This window comes from Serratia sp. CY38905, from assembly GCF_052168875.1.
Taxonomy (GTDB): domain Bacteria; phylum Pseudomonadota; class Gammaproteobacteria; order Enterobacterales; family Enterobacteriaceae; genus Serratia; species Serratia sarumanii.
On sequence record NZ_JBJNLV010000016.1, the window covers coordinates 1 to 21,684 of the forward strand.

The window sequence follows — 21,684 nt, forward strand, 5'->3', positions numbered from 1 at the left end:
GCGGCAATAGCGCGGTGGTCCCACCTGACCCCATGCCGAACTCAGAAGTGAAACGCCGTAGCGCCGATGGTAGTGTGGGGTCTCCCCATGCGAGAGTAGGACACTGCCAGGCATCAAATTAAGCGTGCTGATATGGCTCAGTTGGTAGAGCGCACCCTTGGTAAGGGTGAGGTCCCCAGTTCGACTCTGGGTATCAGCACCACTTTATTTAAAGTGGGTATAGAAGTTCGGCAGAAAAAAGAATTTGCTTGGCGGCAATAGCGCGGTGGTCCCACCTGACCCCATGCCGAACTCAGAAGTGAAACGCCGTAGCGCCGATGGTAGTGTGGGGTCTCCCCATGCGAGAGTAGGACACTGCCAAGCATCAAATAAGCAAAAAGGCCATCCGAAAGGATGGCCTTTTTGCTTTTCAGTCCTTTTACTCTCTCTACTCATATCTTGGCGCAGATCGCGCAATGAAACATTTTCACCTTTCCGCTGAATGCTCGACAGCGACGGAAAAAAAAGCTATCTTCGGGCATCTAGAAGTCTAAACGTATAAATGGATGTGTGAGGGTTAAGCAATGCCGATTCGTGTTCCTGATGAGTTACCTGCGGTCAATTTCTTGCGCGGTGAGAATGTCTTCGTGATGACATCCTCGCGGGCAAAAACACAGGAAATCAGGCCACTGAAAGTGCTGATCCTCAACCTGATGCCAAAGAAGATCGAAACGGAAAACCAGTTTCTGCGCCTGTTGTCCAACTCGCCGCTGCAGATTGATATCCAGCTGCTGCGTATCGACAGCCGCGAATCGAAGAACACGCCGGCCGAGCATCTGAATAACTTCTACTGCGACTTCGAGGATATCCAGAACGAGAACTTCGATGGTCTGATCGTCACCGGCGCGCCGCTGGGGCTGGTCGATTTCTGCGATGTTGCCTATTGGCCACAGATCGAACGGGTGATCGACTGGGCCAAGCACCACGTTACCTCCACGCTGTTCGTGTGCTGGGCGGTACAGGCGGCGTTGAATATTCTGTATGGCATTCCCAAGATGACGCGCGAAGTGAAGCTCTCCGGCGTTTACCCGCACCAAACGCTACAGCAGCATGCGTTGCTGACGCGCGGCTTCGACGAAAGTTTCCTGGCGCCGCATTCACGCTATGCCGATTTCCCGACCGAGGTGATTCGCCAATATACCGACCTGGATATTCTGGCCGAATCCGAACAGGCGGGCGCCTACCTGTTCGCCAGCAGGGATAAGCGCCTGGCGTTCGTCACCGGCCATCCGGAGTATGATGCGCTGACCCTGGCGGGGGAGTATTGTCGCGACCACGAAGCTGGCCTCGATCCCGCCGTTCCGCTCAACTACTTCCCCGATGACAACCCCGCACTGACACCGAAAGCCACCTGGCGCAGCCATGGCCATCTGCTGTTTTCCAACTGGCTCAACTATTACGTCTACCAGATCACGCCGTACGATCTGCGTCATATGAACCCGACGCTCGACTGATCTTTTCTGCCTGCTGGCGGCTGAATCGAGGCCGCCGCTCCGTTGATCCTCTGCAAGATCCTCTTTTTATCCGACACTTATCCAATAAATTCTTTGTTCAACAAGGCGTTATCGCGTCCTCATCAAATTACTGGAAGCGATTTCCTTACCTGTCATTATTGTTATTTTATCTAACCAATTGATAATAAAGTGTTAATAAAATATTTAATAATAAAATGGAAATGGTTTTTGATTTTTATTTTTTGTTGAGTATTCTTAGAGCTATCGGGATGAGATCTGACCAGTTTAGGATCGTTTCATCCGCCCTGATCCACAGTGATTTCTGATGAAAATGCGCCGGTCGCGCGGGCGCAACGATGGGAAGGAGCAAGGTCATGACGCAACAGATAGCAGGCACGGAGTTAAGGTTTACGCAGGGTTTCGCCGCAGCGGAACGCCAGGTGTTGACCGATGAAGCGGTTGAATTCCTGGCGGAACTGGTGGGGAAATTCACGCCGCGGCGCAACGAGCTGCTGGCGGCGCGTGTCCGCTGGCAGCAAAATATCGATCGCGGCGAACTGCCGGGGTTTATTTCGGAAACCACTTCCATTCGTGAAGGTGACTGGCAGATCCGCGGCATTCCGCAAGATCTGCGTGACCGCCGGGTCGAGATCACCGGGCCGGTCGAGCGCAAGATGGTGATCAATGCGCTTAACGCCAACGTAAAAGTGTTTATGGCGGACTTCGAAGACTCGCTGGCGCCAAGCTGGGACAAAGTCATCGACGGCCAAATCAACCTGCACGATGCGGTTAACGGCACCATTTCCTACACCAATGAAGCCGGCAAAATCTACCAGCTGAAACCGAACCCGGCGGTATTGATCGCTCGCGTGCGCGGCCTGCATCTGCCGGAGAAGCACGTACTGTGGCGTGATGAAGCCATTCCCGGCGGCCTGTTCGATTTCGCGCTGTACTTCTACCACAACTATCGCCAACTGTTGGCCAAGGGCAGCGGCCCGTATTTCTACCTGCCGAAAACCCAGTCTTGGGAAGAAGCGGCCTGGTGGAGCGATGTCTTCAGCTTTACCGAGGATCGTTTCGATCTGCCGCGCGGCACCATCAAAGCGACCGTGCTGATCGAAACCCTGCCGGCGGTGTTCCAGATGGACGAAATCCTCTACCACCTGCGCGATCACATCGTGGGTCTGAACTGCGGCCGCTGGGATTACATCTTCAGCTACATCAAAACGCTGAAGAATCACGGCGATCGCGTGCTGCCGGATCGTCAGTCGGTGACCATGGAGAAACCTTTCCTCAGCGCCTATTCGCGCCTGCTGATCAAAACCTGTCATAAGCGCGGCGCGTTCGCGATGGGCGGCATGGCAGCGTTTATCCCGAGCAAAGACGCCGAGAAAAACGCCTGGGTGCTGAACAAGGTACGGGCGGACAAAGAGCTGGAGGCCAGCAACGGCCACGACGGCACCTGGGTGGCGCACCCGGGGCTGGCGGACACGGTGATGGAAGTGTTCGGCAAAGCGCTGGGCGATCGCCAAAACCAGCTGGAGGTGCTGCGTGAGCAAGACGCGCCGATCAGCGCCGCACAGCTGCTGGAACCGTGCGACGGCGAGCGTACCGAAGCGGGGATGCGCGCCAATATCCGCGTGGCGGTGCAGTACATCGAAGCCTGGATCTCCGGCAACGGCTGCGTGCCGATTTACGGTTTGATGGAAGATGCGGCCACGGCGGAAATCTCCCGTACGTCTATCTGGCAGTGGATCCACCACGAGAAGAGCCTGAGCGACGGGCGCCCGGTCACCAAGGCGCTGTTCCGCCAGATGCTGCAAGAAGAGATGTTGGTGGTGCGTGAAGAAGTGGGGGAAGCGCGCTTTAACGCCGGCCGGTACGAAGAGGCGGCGCGCCTGATGGAGCGCATCACCACGCAAGATGAGTTAATCGATTTCCTGACGCTGCCCGGCTATGAGCTGCTGGCCTGAATTTTCCCAATCAACCCTACATGACTGAAAGGATAAAAATTATGTCTACCTCTCGCTCTCAACAGATCCAGCAGCTGGAACAGGAATGGAAATCGGCCCGTTGGGAAGGCATCACCCGCCCTTACAGCGCCGAAGACGTGATCAACCTGCGCGGTTCGGTCAACCCGGAATGCACTCTGGCGCAAAACGGTGCCGCCAAACTGTGGGCGTTGCTGAACGGCAAGGCGCGCAAAGGCTACGTGAACTGCCTGGGCGCGCTGACCGGCGGCCAGGCGCTGCAGCAGGCCAAGGCCGGCGTCGAGGCTATCTACCTGTCCGGTTGGCAGGTGGCGGCGGACGCCAACAGCGCAGCGGCCATGTACCCTGACCAGTCGCTGTATCCGGTGGACTCGGTGCCGAAGGTGGTCGAGCGCATCAACAATACCTTCCGTCGCGCCGATCAGATCCAATGGGCGAACCAGATTGAGCCGGGCAGCAAAGGCTACACCGATTATTTCCTGCCGATCGTCGCCGATGCGGAAGCCGGCTTCGGCGGCGTGCTGAACGCCTTCGAGCTGATGAAAGCGATGATCACCGCCGGTGCCGCCGGGGTGCACTTTGAAGATCAGCTGGCGGCGGTGAAGAAATGCGGCCATATGGGCGGCAAAGTGCTGGTGCCGACGCAGGAAGCGATTCAGAAGCTGGTCGCCGCGCGCCTGGCGGCCGACGTGCTCGGCGTGCCGACGCTGGTGATCGCCCGCACCGACGCCGATGCGGCCGACCTGCTGACCTCCGATTGCGATCCGTATGACAGCGCCTTCGTCACCGGCGAGCGCACGGCGGAAGGCTTCTTCCGCACCCATGCGGGCGTCGAGCAGGCGATCAGCCGCGGCCTGGCTTATGCCCCTTACGCGGACATGGTGTGGTGCGAAACCTCAACGCCGGATCTGGATGCCGCTCAGCGCTTCGCCGACGCCATCCACGCCAAATACCCGGGCAAGCTGCTGGCCTACAACTGCTCGCCGTCGTTCAACTGGAAAAAGAATCTCGACGACCAGACCATCGCCCGCTTCCAGCAGGCGCTGTCGGACATGGGCTACAAGTATCAGTTCATTACGCTGGCGGGCATCCACAGCATGTGGTTCAACATGTTCGATCTGGCGCACGCCTATGCGCAGGGCGAGGGCATGAAACACTACGTCGAGAAGGTGCAGCAGGCGGAGTTCGCCGCGGTGGATCGCGGTTACACCTTCGCGTCGCACCAGCAAGAGGTGGGCACCGGCTACTTCGACAAGGTCACCACCATCATTCAGGGCGGCGCCTCTTCGGTCACCGCGCTGACCGGTTCGACGGAAGAACAGCAGTTCTGATGCGGCAAGCTTGAAGACGTTTCATCCGGAGCCTGCATGCGCAGGCTTCTTTTTCTGGCGGGGGTAAGGATGGCGGCAAAACTGGAGTTGTTGATCGCACAGACGATCCTGCAGGGCTTCGATGCGCAGTACGGCCGCTTTCTGGAAGTGACCGCCGGCGCGCAGCAGCGCTTCGAGCAGGCGGACTGGCCGGCGGTGCAGCGGGCGATGAAAAAGCGCATCCATCTGTATGACCATCACGTCGGCCTGGTGGTGGAGCAGCTCAAATGCATCACCGGGCAGAAATACTTCGACGCTGACTTCCCCAGCCGGGTCAAAGCGGTCTATATCGACCTGCTGCCGGACTACCCGCGCTTCGAGATCGCCGAAAGCTTCTTTAACTCGGTCTACTGCCGGCTGTTCAAGCACCGCGATCTGACGCCGGATAAGCTGTTCGTGTTCAGTTCGCAGCCGGAGCGGCGCTTTCGCGACATTCCGCGTCCGCTGGCGCGCGATTTCACCCCCAATGGCGATCTGCCGGCGATGCTGCGCAGCGTGCTGAGCGATCTGCCGCTGCGGCTGCCGTGGGAGGATTTGACGCGCGATATTCACTACATCACTCAGGCGCTGCAACGCGCCTTCAGCGCACAGCAGTTGGCGGGGGCAACCTTCCAGATCGCCAACGAACTGTTCTATCGCAACAAGGCCGCCTGGCTGGTCGGCAAGCTGCGTCTGGCCGACGGCGTTTATCCGTTCTTGCTGCCTATCCACCACAGCGAGTCGGGCGCGCTGTTTATCGACGCCTGCCTGACCGGTAAGGCCGAGGCCAGCATCGTCTTCGGCTTCGCCCGATCTTATTTTATGGTCTATGCGCCGCTGCCGGCGGCGATGGTGGAGTGGCTGCGCGAGATCCTGCCGGGTAAAACCACCGCCGAGCTGTACATGGCGATCGGCTGCCAGAAGCACGGCAAAACCGAATGCTATCGCGAATACCTGACCTTTATGGCGCAGTCGCAGGAGCAGTTCATTATCGCGCCGGGGGTGAAGGGCATGGTGATGCTGGTGTTCACCCTGCCATCCTTCGATCGGGTGTTTAAAGTGATCAAAGACGAATTCGCCCCGCAAAAAGAGGTGACACAGGCACAGGTGATGGCCTGCTATCAGCTGGTGAAAGAGCATGACCGCGTCGGGCGCATGGCGGATACCCAGGAGTACGAGAATTTCGTCGTCGACAAGGCGCGCCTCAGCCCGGCGCTGTTGGCGGAGCTGCAGCGCGAAGTGCCGGGCAAGCTGGAAAATCTCGGCGATCGCATCGTGATCAAGCATCTGTATATGGAACGGCGCATGACGCCGCTGAACCTGTATCTGGAGCAGGCCAACGACCAGCAGATGCGCGATGCGATCGAAGAGTACGGCAATGCCATCAAGCAGCTGGCCGCCGCCAATATCTTCCCCGGCGACATGCTGTTCAAGAACTTTGGCGTGACGCGCCACGGGCGGGTGGTGTTCTACGACTACGACGAAATTTGCTACATGACCGAGGTCAACTTCCGCGACATTCCGCCGCCGCGCTATCCGGAGGACGAGCTGGCCAGCGAGCCGTGGTACAGCATCGCGCCCAACGACGTGTTTCCGGAGGAGTTCCGCCACTTCCTGTGCGGCGATCGGCGCATTCGGCAGGTGTTTGAAGAATTGCACAGCGATCTGTTTACCGCGGAGTATTGGCGTGGGTTACAGCAGCGCATCCGCGAGGGGCACGTGGAAGACGTGTTCGCTTACCGCAAGAAGCAGCGGTTCAGCCAGCGCAGTGGGGCGGCGCTGCCGGCCGCCACCGCTGCGATGTAAATCAGGCCTGGGCGCCCGCGACGGCGGCGCGCGCCAGTTCGGTGATGCGCGCGTAGTCGCCGCTTTCCAGCGCGTCCGCCGGCACCAGCCAGGAGCCGCCGATGCACAGCACGCTTTTCAGCGCCAGATAGCTGCGGTAGTTGTCCGGCGAGATGCCGCCGGTCGGGCAGAAGCGCACCTGCGGGAACGGGCCGCCGATCGCCTGCAGCGCTTTTACGCCGCCGTTGGCTTCCGCCGGGAAGAATTTAAACTCGCGCAGGCCGTAATCCATGCCCAGCATCAGTTCGGAAACGGTGCTGATGCCCGGAATAAGCGGAATGGACCCGGCGGTGGCCGCCTTGAGCAGCTCGTCGGTCAGCCCCGGGCTGATGGCGAACTGCGCGCCGGCCTCGGTCACTTCACGCAGCTGCTGCGGATTGATCACGGTACCGGCGCCGATGATCGCTTCCGGCACTTCTTGGGCGATGGCGCGAATGGCGTCCATGGCGCAGGCGGTGCGCAGCGTCACTTCCAGCACCCGCACGCCGCCGGCGACCAGCGCTTTCGCCAACGGCACCGCATGTTCCAGCTTGTTGATCACGATCACCGGCACCACCGGCCCCGCCGTCAGGATCTGCTCGGCGCTTGTTTTCCACTTGTTCATGATGACGTTCTCCTTTGTGGCCACCGCCAGGCGGCGATGCGGCCAGGCTATCGATTAAAATGTGATGCAGCAGGCGCCCTGCTCGGCGCCGGACAGCTGGCTGCGCAGCGCGCCGAACAGCTCGCGGCCGCAGCCGATGTGTTCTGCGCTCAGATCGGGTTGGCACGGCGTGCGCTGGGCCAGTTCGTCGGCGTCGACCAGTACCTGCAGCTCGCCGCTGCGGCCGTTGACGCGGATCGGATCGCCGTCGCGCACTTTCGCCAGCAGGCCGCCGGTATAGGCTTCCGGGGTGACGTGGATGGCGGAAGGCACCTTGCCGGAGGCGCCTGACAGGCGGCCGTCGGTCACCAGCGCCACTTTGAAGCCGCGATCCATCAGCACGCCCAGCGGCGGCATCAGTTTGTGCAGCTCCGGCATGCCGTTGGCCTGCGGCCCCTGGAAGCGCACTACCACCACGCAATCGCGATCCAGCTTGCCGGCTTCAAACGCCGGCACGATGTCGTGCTGGCTGTCGAACACCACCGCCGGGGCTTCAATGATCTGATTGTCGGCGGGCACCGCCGAGGTTTTCATCACCGCGCGCCCCAGATTGCCGGCCATCACTTTGGTGCCGCCGTGATGCTCAAACGGCTGAGCGACGCTGGCGATTACGCTGGCGTCGAGCGAACCGGTTACGCCTTCACGCCACACCAGCTGGCCATTATCCAGCCAGGGTTCCTGGGTGTAACGGTGCAGGCCGAAACCGGCCACGGTGTGCACGTCTTCGTGCAACAGCCCGTGTTGCAACAGCTCACGCACCACCAGCGGCACGCCGCCGGCGGCCTGGAACTGGTTGATGTCGGCCGGGCCGTTCGGGTAGATGCGACACAGCAGCGGCACCGCCTCCGACAGCTCCGAGAAATCGTCCCAGGTGATGATGATGCCCGCTGCGCGCGCCATCGCCACCAGATGCATGGTCAGGTTGGTGGAGCCGCCGGTGGCCAGCAGCGAGACGATGCCGTTCACCACCACTTTCTCGTCCACCAGGCGGCCGATCGGCAGGTAGTTGCCGGCGGTGTCGGTCAGTCGCGTCACCTGGCGCGCAGCGGCGTCGTTCAGCGCGTCGCGCAGCGGCGTATCCGGATGCACGAAAGAGGCGCCCGGCAGGTGCAGGCCCATCACTTCCATCACCATCTGGTTGGTGTTGGCGGTGCCGTAGAAGGTGCAGGTGCCGATGCCGTGATAGGAGGCGGCCTCGGCTTCCAGCAGCGCCAGACGATCGGCCTTGCCCTCGGCGTACAGCTGGCGCACGCGCACCTTTTCCTTGTTCGGCAGGCCGCTGCTCATCGGGCCGGCCGGCACGAACAGCGCGGGCAGGTGGCCGAAGGAGAGGGCGGCCATCACCAGCCCCGGCACGATCTTGTCGCAGATGCCGAGGAACAGCGCGCCGTCGAACATATTGTGCGACAGGCCGACGGCGGCCGACATGGCGATCACGTCACGGCTCATCAGCGACAGTTCCATGCCGTCCTGCCCCTGCGTCACGCCGTCGCACATCGCCGGCACGCCGCCGGCCACCTGGCCCACGGCGCCCACCGCCTTCAGCGCCTGCTTCAGCCGCTGCGGGTAGTGTTCGTACGGCTGGTGGGCCGACAGCATGTCGTTGTAGGCGGTGATGATGGCGATATCGCTGCGCACCATGTTTTTCAGCGCCGTCTTGTCATCGGGCTGACAGGCGGCGAAGCCGTGGGCCAGGTTGCCGCAGGCCAGCTGCGCGCGGTGGACGGTTTGGGAACGGGCCGCCTCGATGCGCGCCAGATAGGCGGCGCGGCTGGCCTGGGAACGGTGGATGATGCGCTGCGTGACACGGGACAAGGTTGGGTTAATCATGCCTTCCTCACATTGCTGTTGTTATAGTCGCCGACTGTGGCGGTGCCCCCGGGGATGATTTGCAGCCCTGGTGTGCAAGGCCGGGGGCGATTTAGGATTTAAAACATCGTGAATGCAATCATGCCGATAGCGCCGCCGACGCTGCCCAGAATCGTTTCCATCACCGTCCAGGTTTTCAGCGTTTGCAGTTCGTTGGCGCCGGTGAATTTGCCGAACAGCCAAAAACCGGCGTCGTTGACGTGGCTCAGCACGATGGAGCCGCCGGCGATGCAGATAGCCAGCGCGGCCAGCTGCCCGCCGTTCAGCCCGAGCTGGCTGGTGACCGGCAGCACCAGGCCGACGGTGGTCAGACAGGCGACGGTGGCCGAGCCCTGAATCACCCGCACCATGGCGGAGAGCGCGAAGGCGGCCACGGCGATCGGCAGGCCGGCGCCGATCATCGCGTCACCCAGCGCCGGCCCTACGCCGGAATCCACCAGGATCTGTTTGAACACCCCGCCGGCGCCGGTCATTAGCAGGATGATCCCGGCCGGTTGCACCGCGGCGGAGCAGATGGCCAGCGTCTGTTCGTTGCTCATGCCGCGCGGCTTCGCCAGGCCGTAAATCACGATCAGGCAGGCCAGCAGAATGGCGGTGAACGGGTGGCCGATAAACTCCAGCCACTGCTGCAGTTGCGAGCCGGGGGTGACCAGCCGCGCGCCGATGGTCTTCATGCCGACCAGCACCAGCGGGCACAGCACCAGCGCCAGGCTGAAGCCGAACGACGGCAGATTGCCCTTGGTCAACGTCGGCTCGTTCTCTTCCGGTGGCATCGGCCAGTTGACGAAGCGGCTGATAAAGCTGCCGTACAGCGGGCCGGCGATCAGCATGCCGATCACCGCCGCCACCAGGCCGATGGCGATCATCCAGCCGAAGTCGGCCTTCATCTGCGAAGCCAGCAGCATCGGCACCGGCCCCGGCAGCAGGAAGGAGGCGGCGGCGGCCACACCGGCGAACAGCGGAATGGCCAGCTTGACGATATTGCCGTCGGTGCGGCGCGCCACGGCGAACACGATGCCGATCAGCAGCACCACCGCCACGTCGAAGAACAGCGGCAGCGCGCAGATCAGGCCGGCGATGCCGAGCGCGTAGTGCGCCTTGCTTTGTCCGAATCGTTTCAGCAATTGCGCCGCAATTTGATCGAGCGCGCCGACCTCATGCAGGATCTTGCCGAACATCGCCCCGAGCGCCACCACGATCGCCAGGAAGCCCAGCGTGTCGCCCATGCCTTTTTGCATGGTGTCGGCGATATGGTCCAGCGGCATGCCGGAGAAGATGCCGGCGGCGATGGACACCAGCATCAGTGCGACGAAGGCGTGCATGCGCGCCTTCATCACCAGGAATAACAGCAGTAAAACCGAGCCGACTGCGGTACCGACCAGCGTTACGGTACTCACGCGCACACGTCCTGCGGCAGGAAGCTCTGGATATGGCGCACGGTATCGGCGATCACCGCGTCCAGCGGCTGGTTGATGTCGATCGCCATCACGTCGTTCTCGTCGGCGCCGGGCTGCTCCAGCGCGGCGAACTGGGTGACCAGCATCTGCGGTTTGAAGAAGTGACCGTTACGCGCCGCCAGGCGGGATTCGATCACCGGGAACTCGCCGTGCAGATAGATGAACGACAGGTTGCCGTTGCCGGCGCGCAGGCGGTCGCGATACTGCTTTTTCAGCGCCGAGCAGACGATGATCGACACGTTGTTGGTGCGCTGCATGGCGAAGGCGGCGTCGTTGAGCGCGGCCAGCCACGGGGCGCGATCGTCGTCGTTCAACGCTTCGCCGGCGGCCATCTTCAGGATGTTGCTGCGCGGATGCAGGAAGTCGCCGTCGAGGAAGCCGGCGGAGAGTTGGCGGGCCGCGGCGGCAGCGACGGCGGACTTGCCGCTGCCGGAAACGCCCATAACGACGTAAATGCGATTTTGATTGTTGGTCATGGCTTGGCTCCAAAACACCGGGTGACGTTACCTTCGTTCAGCTTGATTGTTACCGGTAACATGTTATCGGTAACATTGTCGAAGGAAGTTTGAGCGGTTGCAATGGGCTTTCGCCGTGAGGATCGTTAACTGTGATCGGCTTCAAGCTTTTTTCCCGTGCGCTACACAGGATGCCGATAGCCTGTTACATGCTGACAACAGAGCAAGGAATCAGGAGAGAGGGCGCACAGGGGCGCCCCTCGGAGGGGTGGGATCAGCGCACGCCGCCGTAGGCCAGGCTGATCTCTTTGGCCGCGTGGATCACCAGCGCCCCCAGCTCGATCACGCGATCGTCGGTGATGCGCGACACCGGGCCGGAGATGGAGATGGCGGCGAAGGCTTCGCGGTGCTCGTCGAAGATGCAGGCCGCCACGCAGCGCAGGCCGAGCGCGTGCTCTTCGTCGTCAAAGGAGAAGCCCTGTTTGCGGATCTGCGCCAGCCCCTCTTTCAGGTTGTGCGGCGTCAGGGTGTGCGGCGTGTAGGTGTGCATGCCTTTCTTGTGCAGCAGTTTGGTCACCTGATCGTCCGGCAGGGTGGCGAGGAACGCCTTGCCGGCACCGGAGGCGTGCATCGGCAGTTTGCCGCCGATCGGCGCCGACATGCGCATCAGCGCCGTACACTGCACCTGATCGATGATGATCGCCTGGTACTCGCTGGTATCCAGCACCGCCAGGTTGACGGTTTCGCCGGACTCTTCCATCAGGCGGCGCAGCGTCGGGTGCACCATCGCCAGCAGGTTGCGGCTTTGCAGGAAGCTGCTGCCGACCACAAAGGCGTGCGAGCCGATGGTCCACAGGCCGAGATCGCCGACCTGGCGCACGAATCCCTGCTGCTGCATGGTGGTGAGCAGGCGGTGAGTGGTGGAGTTCGGCAGGCCGGCCTGCTGGGCCAGATCGGTCAGCGCCACGTTGCCCTGGGCTTCCGAAATGTACTCCAACAGCTTCAGGCCACGGGTCAACGATTGTACCTGGCCGGTCGCCGCACTGGCGGCCGGGGCTGCTGCGCGGGGCTTCTTGCCGCGTTTGGCGGGAGCAGGGGTGGCCATGGGTGAGATTCCTTTTTCCGTATGATGGAATTCATTTTCGTTTTTTGTCGATGAATTGCAAGTCGCCGTCAGCTCATCGGAGGTGTTGGCGCACAACCTGAAAAACTCTCAATTGTCGTCTGGCCCTTTGTCCCTACAAGCTGTGCTAGGATGACTCGTTGGTTTTTGCGGCAGTTGAGCAATGGGCTGGATGGCAATGGAAGGGGTTACAGTGACGAATCGAGTAGAACAACTGCGCCGCCAGTTAGCGCAGCGCATTTTGGTGTTGGACGGCGGCATGGGCACCATGATCCAGAGCTATCGTCTGGATGAGCGCGATTTCCGCGGTGAGCGTTTCGCCGACTGGCGCAGCGATCTGAAAGGCAATAACGATCTGCTGGTGCTGACCAAGCCGGAAGTGATCGCCGCCATTCATTACGCCTATCTCGAGGCGGGCGCCGATATCCTTGAAACCAATACCTTCAACGCCACCTCCATCGCCATGGCCGACTACCACATGGAGTCGCTGTCCGCCGAGATTAACTATCAGGCCGCCTGCCTGGCGCGCACCTGCGCCGACGAATGGACGGCGCGCACGCCGGAAAAACCGCGCTACGTCGCCGGGGTGTTGGGGCCGACCAACCGCACCGCGTCCATCTCGCCGAACGTCAACGATCCGGCGTTCCGCAACATCTCGTTCGACGAGCTGGTGACGGCTTACCGTGAATCGACCCGTGCGCTGGTGGAGGGCGGCGTCGATCTGATCATGATCGAAACCATCTTCGACACCCTGAATGCTAAGGCCGCCGCCTTTGCGGTGGAAACCGAATTCGAAGCGCTGGGGGTGGAACTGCCGATCATGATTTCCGGCACCATCACCGACGCTTCCGGCCGCACTTTGTCCGGCCAGACCACCGAGGCGTTTTACAATTCGCTGCGCCACGTCAAGCCGCTGACCTTCGGCCTGAACTGCGCCCTGGGCCCGGACGAACTGCGTCAGTACGTCGCCGAGCTGGCGCGCATCTCGGAGACCTACGTCACCGCGCACCCGAACGCCGGTTTGCCGAACGCCTTCGGCGAGTACGATCTGGATGCGGCCGAGATGGCGCGCCAGGTCGGGGAGTGGGCGCAGGCCGGCTTCCTCAATATCATCGGCGGCTGCTGCGGCACCACGCCGGAACATATCGCCGCGATGGCCAACGCGGTCGAGGGCGTGCCGCCGCGCCGGCTGCCGGAGATCCCGGTCGCCTGCCGCCTGGCGGGCCTGGAGCCGCTGACCATCGATGCTAACACCCTGTTCGTCAACGTCGGCGAGCGCACCAACGTCACCGGTTCGGCGCGATTCAAACGGCTGATCAAAGAAGAGAAATACAATGAGGCGCTCGACGTGGCGCGCCAGCAGGTCGAGAGCGGCGCGCAGATCATCGACATCAACATGGACGAGGGGATGCTCGACGCCGAAGCGGCGATGGTGCGCTTCCTTAACCTGATCGCCGGCGAGCCGGATATCGCCCGGGTGCCGATCATGATCGACTCCTCCAAGTGGTCGGTAATCGAAAAAGGCCTGAAATGCATCCAGGGCAAGGGCATCGTCAACTCGATCTCGATGAAGGAGGGCGAAGAGGCCTTTATCCATCACGCCAAACTGGTGCGCCGCTATGGCGCCGCGGTGGTGGTGATGGCGTTCGACGAAGTGGGGCAGGCTGACACCCGCGAGCGTAAGTTCGAGATCTGCCGCCGCGCCTATAACATTCTGACCGAGCGCGTCGGCTTCCCGCCGGAAGACATCATTTTCGACCCGAACATTTTCGCCGTCGCTACCGGTATCGAAGAGCACAACAACTACGCCGTCGACTTTATCGAAGCCTGCGCCGACATCAAAACCCACCTGCCGCACGCGATGATCTCCGGCGGCGTGTCCAACGTGTCGTTCTCGTTCCGCGGCAACGATCCGGTGCGTGAAGCGATCCATGCGGTGTTCCTGTATCACGCCATTCGCAACGGCATGGACATGGGCATCGTCAACGCCGGGCAATTGGCGATTTATGACGATTTAAGCGCCGAGCTGCGCGACGCGGTGGAGGACGTGATCCTCAACCGTCGCGAGGACGGCACCGAACGCCTGCTGGAGCTGGCCGAAAAATACCGTGGCAGCAAAGATAATGACGTGGCGGTGCAGCAGGCGGAGTGGCGCGGCTGGCCGGTGGAGAAACGGCTGGAGTATTCGCTGGTGAAGGGCATCACCGAATTTATCGAGCTGGACACCGAAGAAGCGCGGCAGCAGGCCGAACGCCCGATCGAAGTGATCGAAGGGCCGCTGATGGCGGGGATGAACGTGGTCGGCGATCTGTTCGGCGAGGGCAAGATGTTCCTGCCGCAGGTGGTGAAATCCGCCCGCGTGATGAAGCAGGCGGTGGCCTATCTGGAACCGTACATCGAGGCCAGCAAGCAGCAGGGCACCTCCGCGGGCAAAATCCTGTTGGCGACGGTGAAGGGCGACGTGCACGACATCGGCAAGAACATCGTCGGCGTGGTACTGCAGTGCAACAACTATGAAATCGTCGATCTGGGCGTGATGGTGCCGACGGAGAAAATCCTGCGCACCGCGCGCGAGGAGAACGTCGATATCATCGGCCTGTCGGGGCTGATCACGCCATCGCTGGACGAGATGGTCAACGTGGCCAAAGAGATGGAGCGACAGGGCTTTACGCTGCCGCTGCTGATCGGCGGCGCCACCACCTCCAAGGCGCACACCGCGGTGAAAATCGAGCAGAACTACAGCGGCCCGACCACCTACGTGCAAAACGCCTCGCGCACCGTGGGCGTGGTGTCGGCGCTGCTGTCCGCCACCCAGCGCGACGAGTTTGTGGCGCGCACCCGCAAAGAGTATGAAACGGTGCGCATTCAGCATGCGCGCAAAAAGCCGCGCACGCCGCCGGTCGATCTGCAGAAGGCGCGCGCCAACGCCATGGCGCTGGACTGGGCCGATTATCAGCCGCCTGTGCCGCGGCAGCTCGGCGTGTTCCCGGTGGCGGCCGGCATCGAGACGCTGCGCCACTACATCGACTGGACGCCGTTCTTCATGACCTGGTCGCTGGCGGGCAAATACCCGCGCATCCTGGAAGACGAGGTGGTGGGGGAAGAGGCCAAGCGCCTGTTCCACGACGCCAATCAGATGCTGGATCGGCTGGCCGCCGAGCGCAGCCTCAACCCGCGCGGCGTTTACGGTCTGTTCCCGGCCAACCGCGTCGGCGATGACGTGGAGGTGTACCGCGACGAACGGCGTGACGAGGTGCTGGCGGTGAGCCGCCATCTGCGCCAGCAGACGGAAAAAACCGACTTCCCGAACTACTGCCTGGCGGACTTTGTGGCGCCGAAAAGCAGCGGCAAGGCCGACTACTTCGGCGCCTTCGCGGTGACCGGCGGGCTGGAGGAGGACGCGCTGGCGGCGGCGTACGACGCGCAGCACGACGATTACAACAAAATCATGGTCAAGGCGCTGGCGGATCGCCTGGCGGAGGCCTTCGCCGAATACCTGCATGAGCAGGTGCGCAAGCTGCACTGGGGCTATGCCGCCGACGAGAGCCTGAGCAACGAAGAGCTGATCCGCGAAAACTATCAGGGCATCCGGCCGGCGCCGGGCTACCCGGCCTGCCCGGAACACACCGAGAAAGCGACCATTTGGCAGCTGCTGGACGTCAACCGCCACACCGGCATGGAGCTGACGGAGTCCTTCGCCATGTGGCCGGGGGCGGCGGTGTCCGGCTGGTACTTCAGCCATCCTGAAAGCAAGTACTTCGCGGTGGCGCAGATCCAGCGCGATCAGGTGGAAGACTACGCGGCGCGTAAAGGGATGAGCGTGAGCGAGGTCGAACGCTGGCTGGCGCCTAACCTCGGCTACGACGCCGACTGATTTCCTCTTTAAGGCGCAGCGATGCGCCCTTGTCATTTACTGCGCTTCCACGTCGATGTGCAGCGCATCGTAACGCCAATACTCCAGATCGCAATCGATCACCCGGTCGTGCTGATCGCGGTTCACCCGCGTAATGAACAGCGCCGGGCTGCCGTAGGTCACCTTCAGCATGGCGGCGGCCTGCTGCGGCAGCAGGGTGGGCAGCATGTCGAAACGCACCCGGCCGTAGTGAATGCCGTAGCGCGCGGCGTACAGCGCGGTCAGCGACTGGGTCAGATCTTCGTCCAGTATGCCGGGGAAGTAGGCCGGGTTGAGGTAGTGCTCGCAGTACAGCACCGCGCGCCCATCGATGTAGCGCAGCCGGCGAATGCGATAGGCCTGCGCGCCGGGAGGCAGCGCCAGGCGGCCGGCCAGCGGCGCGTCGAGCGTGACTACCGCGCTGTCGATCGCCTCGGTATGGGCGGCGCGCCCCTGTTGCTGCGCCATGGCGTGAAAATGGCTGCGCTGCAGCGGGTTGTAGATCAGACGCGGGGGCGAAATGAACCAGCCGCGCCGCACCTGGCGGTAGATGACCCCCTGCGCCTCCAGTTGGCCGAGCGCCTCCTGCAAGGTAATGCGGGTGGTGGCGAACTGTTCGCTCAGGGCGCGTTCGGAGGGCAGCTTGCCGCCCACGGCGAACTCGCCTGCGGCGATGCGCGCGTTCAGCGTTTGGCAGATGGTGGCTACGGTCGTCGGTGCTTCACTCATACAGCGGGTGTCCCGTTTCAGTGCGTTTGGCCTCCCTTAAGGTAGACCAGCGTCGCGTTTTCGCCGTTGCAATGGGTGATAAAACCGTCGCTTTTTTAAGCTGACATATAATTATCACATTCGTCCGTTAGATTGGTTTGGTCCTTGCTGGACTAGTCCAGCCCTCCCCACACTACCACCTGGAGCATCAGTTATGAAACGTTTGTGCGCTTCTGTGTTAACCAGTGCCATCGTGTTATCCAGCCAGATGAGCTGGGCCGCGGATACCGATCTGGCGGCGCTGGAGCAGGCCGCGAAGAAAGAAGGCGAAGTCAACAGCGTCGGCATGCCGGACAGCTGGGCCAACTGGAAAGGCACCTGGCAAGATCTGTTGAGCAAATATGGCCTGAAGCATGTCGATACCGACATGAGCTCCGCGCAGGAGATCGCCAAATTCGATGCGGAAAAGAACAACGCCACGGCGGACATTGGTGACGTCGGCGCGGCCTTCGGCCCGGTGGCGGTGCAGAAGGGCGTGACGCAGCCGTACAAACCCTCTACCTGGGATCAGGTACCGGAGTGGGCGAAAGACAAAGACGGCCACTGGGCGCTGGCTTACACCGGCACCATCGCCTTCATCATCAACAAACAGCAGGTGAAAGACATTCCGCACAGCTGGGCCGATCTGCTGAAGGGCAGCTATCAGGTCACCATCGGCGACGTCGGCACCGCGTCGCAGGCGGCCAGCGGCGTGCTGGCGGCCACCTACGCCATGGGCGGCAACGAGAAAAACCTCAAGCCGGGCCTGGAATTCTTCGGCAAGCTGGCCAAGGCCGGCCGTCTGAGCCTGAGCAATCCGGTGATCGCATCGCTGGAGAAAGGGGAAGTGCAGGTTGGCGTGGTGTGGGACTTCAACGGCCTGAACTACCGCGATCAGATCGACAAAACCCGTTTTGAAGTGCTGATCCCGTCGGACGGCTCGATCACCTCCGGCTACACCACCATCATCAACAAATACGCCAAGCACCCGAACGCCGCCAAGCTGGCGCGCGAATACATCTTCTCCGACGCCGGCCAGATCAACCTGGCGCGCGGCTATGCGCGCCCGATCCGCGCCGAGCATCTGACGCTGCCGGACGACGTCAAGGCCAAGCTGCTGCCGGCCGAGCAGTACAAGAACGCGCACCCGATCGCCGATCCGGCGGCCTGGGAACAGAGCGCCAAAGCGCTGCCGCGTCTGTGGCAGGAAAACGTCATTATGTTTATGCAGCAGTGAGTTAACGCACCATGAAAACGATCCTCGTGCTGCTGGACGGCCTCAACTACCGGGTGGCGCACGACGCCATGGGCTATCTGCAGGCCGAATGCGCGGCGGGACGCGGACGGTTGTACCTGTTGGAGAGCGAGCTGCCCTCGCTCTCCCGGCCGCTGTATGAATGCATCCTCACCGGCGTCACGCCGGTGGAGAGCGGCGTGGTGCACAACCACGTCTCGCGCCTTTCTCATCAACAAAGCGTGTTTCATTACGCGCGCGCCGCCGGGTTGACCACCGCCGCCGCCGCGTATCATTGGTTCAGCGAATTGTATAACCGCACGCCATTCGACGCCGCGCGCGACCGCCATACCGACGCCCCCGAGCTGCCGATCCAGCACGGGCATTTCTATTACGACGACGGCTATCCCGACAGCCATCTGTTCGACGACGCCGAAAGCCTGCGCCTGCGGCATCAGCCGGATTTCCTGCTGATCCACCCGATGAACATCGACGACGCCGGGCACCGCTTCGGCCTCTCTTCGCCGCAGTACCGCAACGCGGCGCGGCGCGCCGACGGCTCGCTGTCGCGCTATCTGCCCGAGTGGCTGGCGGCCGGTTATCAGGTGCTGGTCACCGCCGATCACGGCATGAACGACGATCGCAGCCACGGCGGCGTGTTGCCGGAAGAGCGCCAGGTGCCGCTGTTCGTGTTCGGATCGGGCTTCAGCCAGGACGATGCCGATCCGCAGCAAACCGAGCTGTGCGGTACGATCTGCGATCTGCTGCAGGCGCCGCACGATAAGCCGCGCTGCCGGGCGCTGCTGGCGCAGGATGCGCGATGAACGGCAAAACCAAATGGATCGCCGCGCTGTGCCTGTTGCCGTTTATCGTGCTGTTCGGCGCGTTTCAGATCGCCCCGCTGGTGTGGATCGCCGTTCACAGCTTTTTCAGCGAGACCGGCGGCTGGGGATGGGGCAACTATGTCGATATCCTCACCTCGCCGTTCTACCTGCAGGCCTTTCAGTTCTCGCTGGAGATCTCGCTGTGGTCGAGCGTCTACGGCTTGTTGATTGCGTTAGTGGGCAGTTACTCGCTGCGCCAGCTTGGCCAGACCCGATTTCATGACTTCGTGATGTCGTTCACCAACATGACCAGCAACTTCGCCGGGGTGCCGCTGGCGTTCGCCTTCGTCATTCTGCTGGGGCTGAACGGTTGCCTGACGCTGTTGCTGCGCAAATACGGTTTGATGGAGAGTTTCAATCTCTATTCGAAGAGCGGCCTGATCGTGCTGTATACCTACTTCCAGATCCCGCTGGGGGTGCTGTTGCTGTATCCGGCGTTCGACGCGCTGCGCGCCGACTGGCGCGAGTCGGCAGCGCTGCTCGGCGCCGGCCCCTGGCGCTACTGGCGGCATATCGGCCTGCCGGTGCTGGCGCCGGCGCTGATGGGCACCTTCGTCATCCTGCTGGCCAACGCGCTGGGCGCCTACGCCACGGTGTACGCGCTGACCACCGGCAACTTCAACGTGATCCCGATCCGCATCTCGGCATTGGTGGCGGGGGACATCTCCCTCGATCCGAACCTGGCCAGCGCGCTGGCGATGCTGCTGGTGGTGATGATGGCGTTTATCACGGTGATCCACCAATGGATGCTGCGCAGGAGCTACCTCAATGCGCGCTCATAATCGGATGGAGAATGCTCATGTCGCGTGCTGAACGCCTGTACCATCGCACGGTTACCGGCCTGCTGCTGCTGATCCTGCTGCTGCCGCTGGCGGCGACGCTGATTTATGCGCTGGCCACCCAGTGGGGCGCCACCATTTTGCCGGACGGTTTTACCCTGAAGTGGTTGACGGCGCTGTGGAGCGACCCGCGCTTTTTGCAGGCGCTGTGGCACTCGCTGCTGATCTGCTTCGGCACGCTGCTGCTGTCGGTGGTGGTGATCCTGCCGGCGATGTTTGTGATCGCTTACTACTTCCCCAAACTGGACGCGGTGATGAACGTACTGATTCTGCTGCCGTTCGCCGTGCCGCCGGTGGTGTCGGCGGTGGGGCTGATGCAGCTGTTCGCCGCCGATCCGCTGCCGCTGCTCGGCACTCCCTGGATTTTGGTGGGCTGCTATTTCACCATCGCGCTGCCGTTTATCTACCGCGCCATCAGCAACAACATGCAGGCGATCAACCTGCGCGATCTGATGGACGCCGCGCACCTGCTCGGCGCCAGCACCTGGCAGGCGGCGCTGTGGGTGGTGCTGCCGAACCTGCGTAAGGGCGGAACGATCGCCGTGCTGCTGTCGTTCTCGTTCCTGATCGGCGAGTTCGTGTTCGCCAACCTGCTGGTGGGCAGCCAGTATGAAACGCTGCAGGTCTACCTGTACAACATGCGCAACGGCAGCGGGCACTTTACCAGCGCGCTGGTCATCTCCTATTTCGCCGTGGTGCTGCTCGTCACCTGGCTGGCGAACCTGCTGAATAAAAACAAGGGTTAACCTGATGGCTTATCTCAACGTCACCCGCCTGAACAAACACTATGGCCAGACCCAGGTGTTTCAGGATATCGATTTCACCGCCGAAGAGGGGGAGTTCGTCACCCTGCTGGGGCCGAGCGGCTGCGGCAAATCGACGCTGCTGCGTTGCCTGGCCGGCCTGACCCCGGTCGACAGCGGGCAAATCTTGTTGCAGGGTCAGGATCTGGTGCCGCTGGCGCCGCAAAAGCGCGGCATCGGCATGGTGTTCCAAAGCTATGCGCTGTTTCCCAATATGACGGTGGAAGGCAACGTGGCCTTCGGGCTGAAAATGCAGAAGCTGGCCGCCGGGCAGATCGGCCAGCGGGTGCAGGAGGTGCTGGCGCTGGTGGAGCTGAGCGATCTGGCGAAGCGCTATCCGCATCAGCTGTCGGGCGGCCAGTGTCAGCGCGTGGCGCTGGCGCGATCGCTGGTCACTCGCCCGCGGCTGCTGCTGCTCGACGAACCGCTGTCGGCGCTGGACGCGCGCATCCGCAAACACCTGCGCGAGCAGATCCGGCGCATTCAACGCGAGCTGAACCTGACGGCGATCTTCGTCACCCACGATCAGGAAGAGGCGCTGACCTTGTCGGATCGCATCGTGCTGATGAACAAGGGGCAGATCGTGCAGAGCGGCGATGCGGAAACCCTGTATACCCAGCCGGCGGACGCCTTCGCCGCCGGGTTTATCGGCAACTATAATCTGCTGACCGCCGAACAGGCCGCCCAGCTGACCGGGCGCAGCTATGTCGGCAAGGTGGCGATCCGGCCCGAATCGATCGGCCTGTTGCCGGCCGGGCAGGGGATCGGCGGGGTGATCCTGGGCCACAGTTTGCTCGGGAATGTGGTACGCTATCGGATTCAGGTTCGCGGTGTAGAATTGCTGGTTGACGTGCTCAACCGGTCGGTGGCCGACCTGCGGCCCGACGGCGAGCAAATTGGGCTACACTTGGAACCTGTTGTATTGCGGGAAGTTGCATGACTTCGCAGCGCGGCGCCGGGGCCTTTCCGCCGCCGCATTAACCCTTCTATTCTGCGGTCTGCCGCCCGCCCGCTGTCCTGCCAGACCTACGCCCGGCAGGCGGGACCGCGCGCTGTACCC

General features: G+C 62.2%; 16 protein-coding genes, 1 tRNA gene and 2 rRNA genes. 13 read left to right on the forward strand and 6 right to left on the reverse strand.

The window, feature by feature from the left end; genetic code table 11:
- The 7 genes from rrf (ACJ8MK_RS23030) to aceK form a co-directional block, all read left to right on the forward strand.
- Positions 1 to 112 (forward strand): 5S ribosomal RNA (rrf, locus tag ACJ8MK_RS23030); the annotation flags it as partial.
- Positions 113 to 126: 14 nt separating this feature from the next.
- Positions 127 to 202: transfer RNA gene (locus tag ACJ8MK_RS23035), tRNA-Thr, on the forward strand.
- Positions 203 to 247: 45 nt separating this feature from the next.
- A 5S ribosomal RNA gene (gene rrf / locus ACJ8MK_RS23040) occupies positions 248 to 363 on the forward strand.
- Positions 364 to 563: 200 nt separating this feature from the next.
- Positions 564 to 1,493, forward strand: a complete 930-nt coding sequence (gene metA / locus ACJ8MK_RS23045; RefSeq protein WP_033654730.1) for a homoserine O-acetyltransferase MetA — start codon at positions 564 to 566, stop codon at positions 1,491 to 1,493.
- A gap of 374 nt (positions 1,494 to 1,867) precedes the next feature.
- Positions 1,868 to 3,466, forward strand: coding sequence for a malate synthase A (gene aceB / locus ACJ8MK_RS23050; protein ID WP_033654729.1), 1,599 nt, complete (start codon positions 1,868 to 1,870; stop codon positions 3,464 to 3,466).
- A 41-nt stretch (positions 3,467 to 3,507) separates the two neighbouring features.
- Positions 3,508 to 4,815 (forward strand): isocitrate lyase, encoded by a 1,308-nt coding sequence (gene aceA / locus ACJ8MK_RS23055; protein WP_004936630.1) that lies wholly within the window; start codon positions 3,508 to 3,510, stop codon positions 4,813 to 4,815.
- 69 nt (positions 4,816 to 4,884) lie between these two features.
- Entirely contained in the window at positions 4,885 to 6,639 is a 1,755-nt protein-coding gene (gene aceK / locus ACJ8MK_RS23060; protein ID WP_060429157.1) for a bifunctional isocitrate dehydrogenase kinase/phosphatase, read from the forward strand.
- Between the two features lies 1 nt (position 6,640).
- Here aceK and ACJ8MK_RS23065 read toward each other — a convergent pair whose 3' ends face one another.
- The 5 genes from ACJ8MK_RS23065 to iclR all read right to left on the reverse strand — a co-directional run bounded on the left by ACJ8MK_RS23065 (position 6,641) and on the right by iclR (position 12,207).
- Positions 6,641 to 7,282, reverse strand: coding sequence for a bifunctional 4-hydroxy-2-oxoglutarate aldolase/2-dehydro-3-deoxy-phosphogluconate aldolase (locus tag ACJ8MK_RS23065; RefSeq protein ID WP_033649689.1), 642 nt, complete (start codon positions 7,280 to 7,282; stop codon positions 6,641 to 6,643).
- A 54-nt stretch (positions 7,283 to 7,336) separates the two neighbouring features.
- The gene (gene edd, locus ACJ8MK_RS23070) at positions 7,337 to 9,151 is read right to left on the reverse strand and encodes a phosphogluconate dehydratase (protein ID WP_033649690.1); all 1,815 of its coding nucleotides are present in this window, start codon (positions 9,149 to 9,151) and stop codon (positions 7,337 to 7,339) included.
- A 98-nt stretch (positions 9,152 to 9,249) separates the two neighbouring features.
- The gene (gene gntU, locus ACJ8MK_RS23075) at positions 9,250 to 10,587 is read right to left on the reverse strand and encodes a gluconate transporter (RefSeq protein WP_033649721.1); all 1,338 of its coding nucleotides are present in this window, start codon (positions 10,585 to 10,587) and stop codon (positions 9,250 to 9,252) included.
- A complete protein-coding gene (gntK, locus tag ACJ8MK_RS23080; RefSeq protein WP_004936645.1) occupies positions 10,584 to 11,123 on the reverse strand; it encodes a gluconokinase in 540 nt (179 codons plus the stop codon). The genes gntU and gntK overlap by 4 nt, the downstream gene beginning before the upstream one ends.
- A 253-nt stretch (positions 11,124 to 11,376) precedes the next feature.
- The gene (gene iclR, locus ACJ8MK_RS23085) at positions 11,377 to 12,207 is read right to left on the reverse strand and encodes a glyoxylate bypass operon transcriptional repressor IclR (RefSeq protein WP_004936648.1); all 831 of its coding nucleotides are present in this window, start codon (positions 12,205 to 12,207) and stop codon (positions 11,377 to 11,379) included.
- A gap of 196 nt (positions 12,208 to 12,403) precedes the next feature.
- On the opposite strand from iclR, the gene metH reads away from it, so the two are divergent.
- Positions 12,404 to 16,099, forward strand: coding sequence for a methionine synthase (gene metH, locus ACJ8MK_RS23090; RefSeq protein ID WP_103830351.1), 3,696 nt, complete (start codon positions 12,404 to 12,406; stop codon positions 16,097 to 16,099).
- Positions 16,100 to 16,135: 36 nt separating this feature from the next.
- Here the strand turns inward: metH and ACJ8MK_RS23095 are convergent, their stop codons facing one another.
- Complete coding sequence (locus tag ACJ8MK_RS23095) at positions 16,136 to 16,846, reverse strand: UTRA domain-containing protein (protein ID WP_033636232.1); 711 nt, start codon at positions 16,844 to 16,846, stop codon at positions 16,136 to 16,138.
- A 193-nt stretch (positions 16,847 to 17,039) separates the two neighbouring features.
- On the opposite strand from ACJ8MK_RS23095, the gene ACJ8MK_RS23100 reads away from it, so the two are divergent.
- From ACJ8MK_RS23100 to ACJ8MK_RS23120, 5 genes are read left to right on the forward strand one after another with little or no spacing between them, the layout of a single operon-like run.
- Positions 17,040 to 18,101 (forward strand): ABC transporter substrate-binding protein, encoded by a 1,062-nt coding sequence (locus ACJ8MK_RS23100; protein ID WP_033631954.1) that lies wholly within the window; start codon positions 17,040 to 17,042, stop codon positions 18,099 to 18,101.
- Between the two features lie 11 nt (positions 18,102 to 18,112).
- A complete protein-coding gene (locus tag ACJ8MK_RS23105) occupies positions 18,113 to 18,922 on the forward strand; it encodes an alkaline phosphatase family protein (RefSeq protein ID WP_033636230.1) in 810 nt (269 codons plus the stop codon).
- The gene (locus ACJ8MK_RS23110; RefSeq protein WP_033649696.1) at positions 18,919 to 19,764 is read left to right on the forward strand and encodes an ABC transporter permease; all 846 of its coding nucleotides are present in this window, start codon (positions 18,919 to 18,921) and stop codon (positions 19,762 to 19,764) included. Before ACJ8MK_RS23105 ends, ACJ8MK_RS23110 begins: the two co-directional genes overlap by 4 nt.
- 17 nt (positions 19,765 to 19,781) lie before the next feature.
- Positions 19,782 to 20,567, forward strand: a complete 786-nt coding sequence (locus ACJ8MK_RS23115; RefSeq protein ID WP_033636228.1) for an ABC transporter permease — start codon at positions 19,782 to 19,784, stop codon at positions 20,565 to 20,567.
- A 4-nt stretch (positions 20,568 to 20,571) separates the two neighbouring features.
- Positions 20,572 to 21,564: an ABC transporter ATP-binding protein gene (locus ACJ8MK_RS23120; RefSeq protein ID WP_033649699.1), complete on the forward strand. Its 993-nt coding sequence runs from the start codon at positions 20,572 to 20,574 to the stop codon at positions 21,562 to 21,564.
- Positions 21,565 to 21,684: the final 120 nt, after the last annotated feature.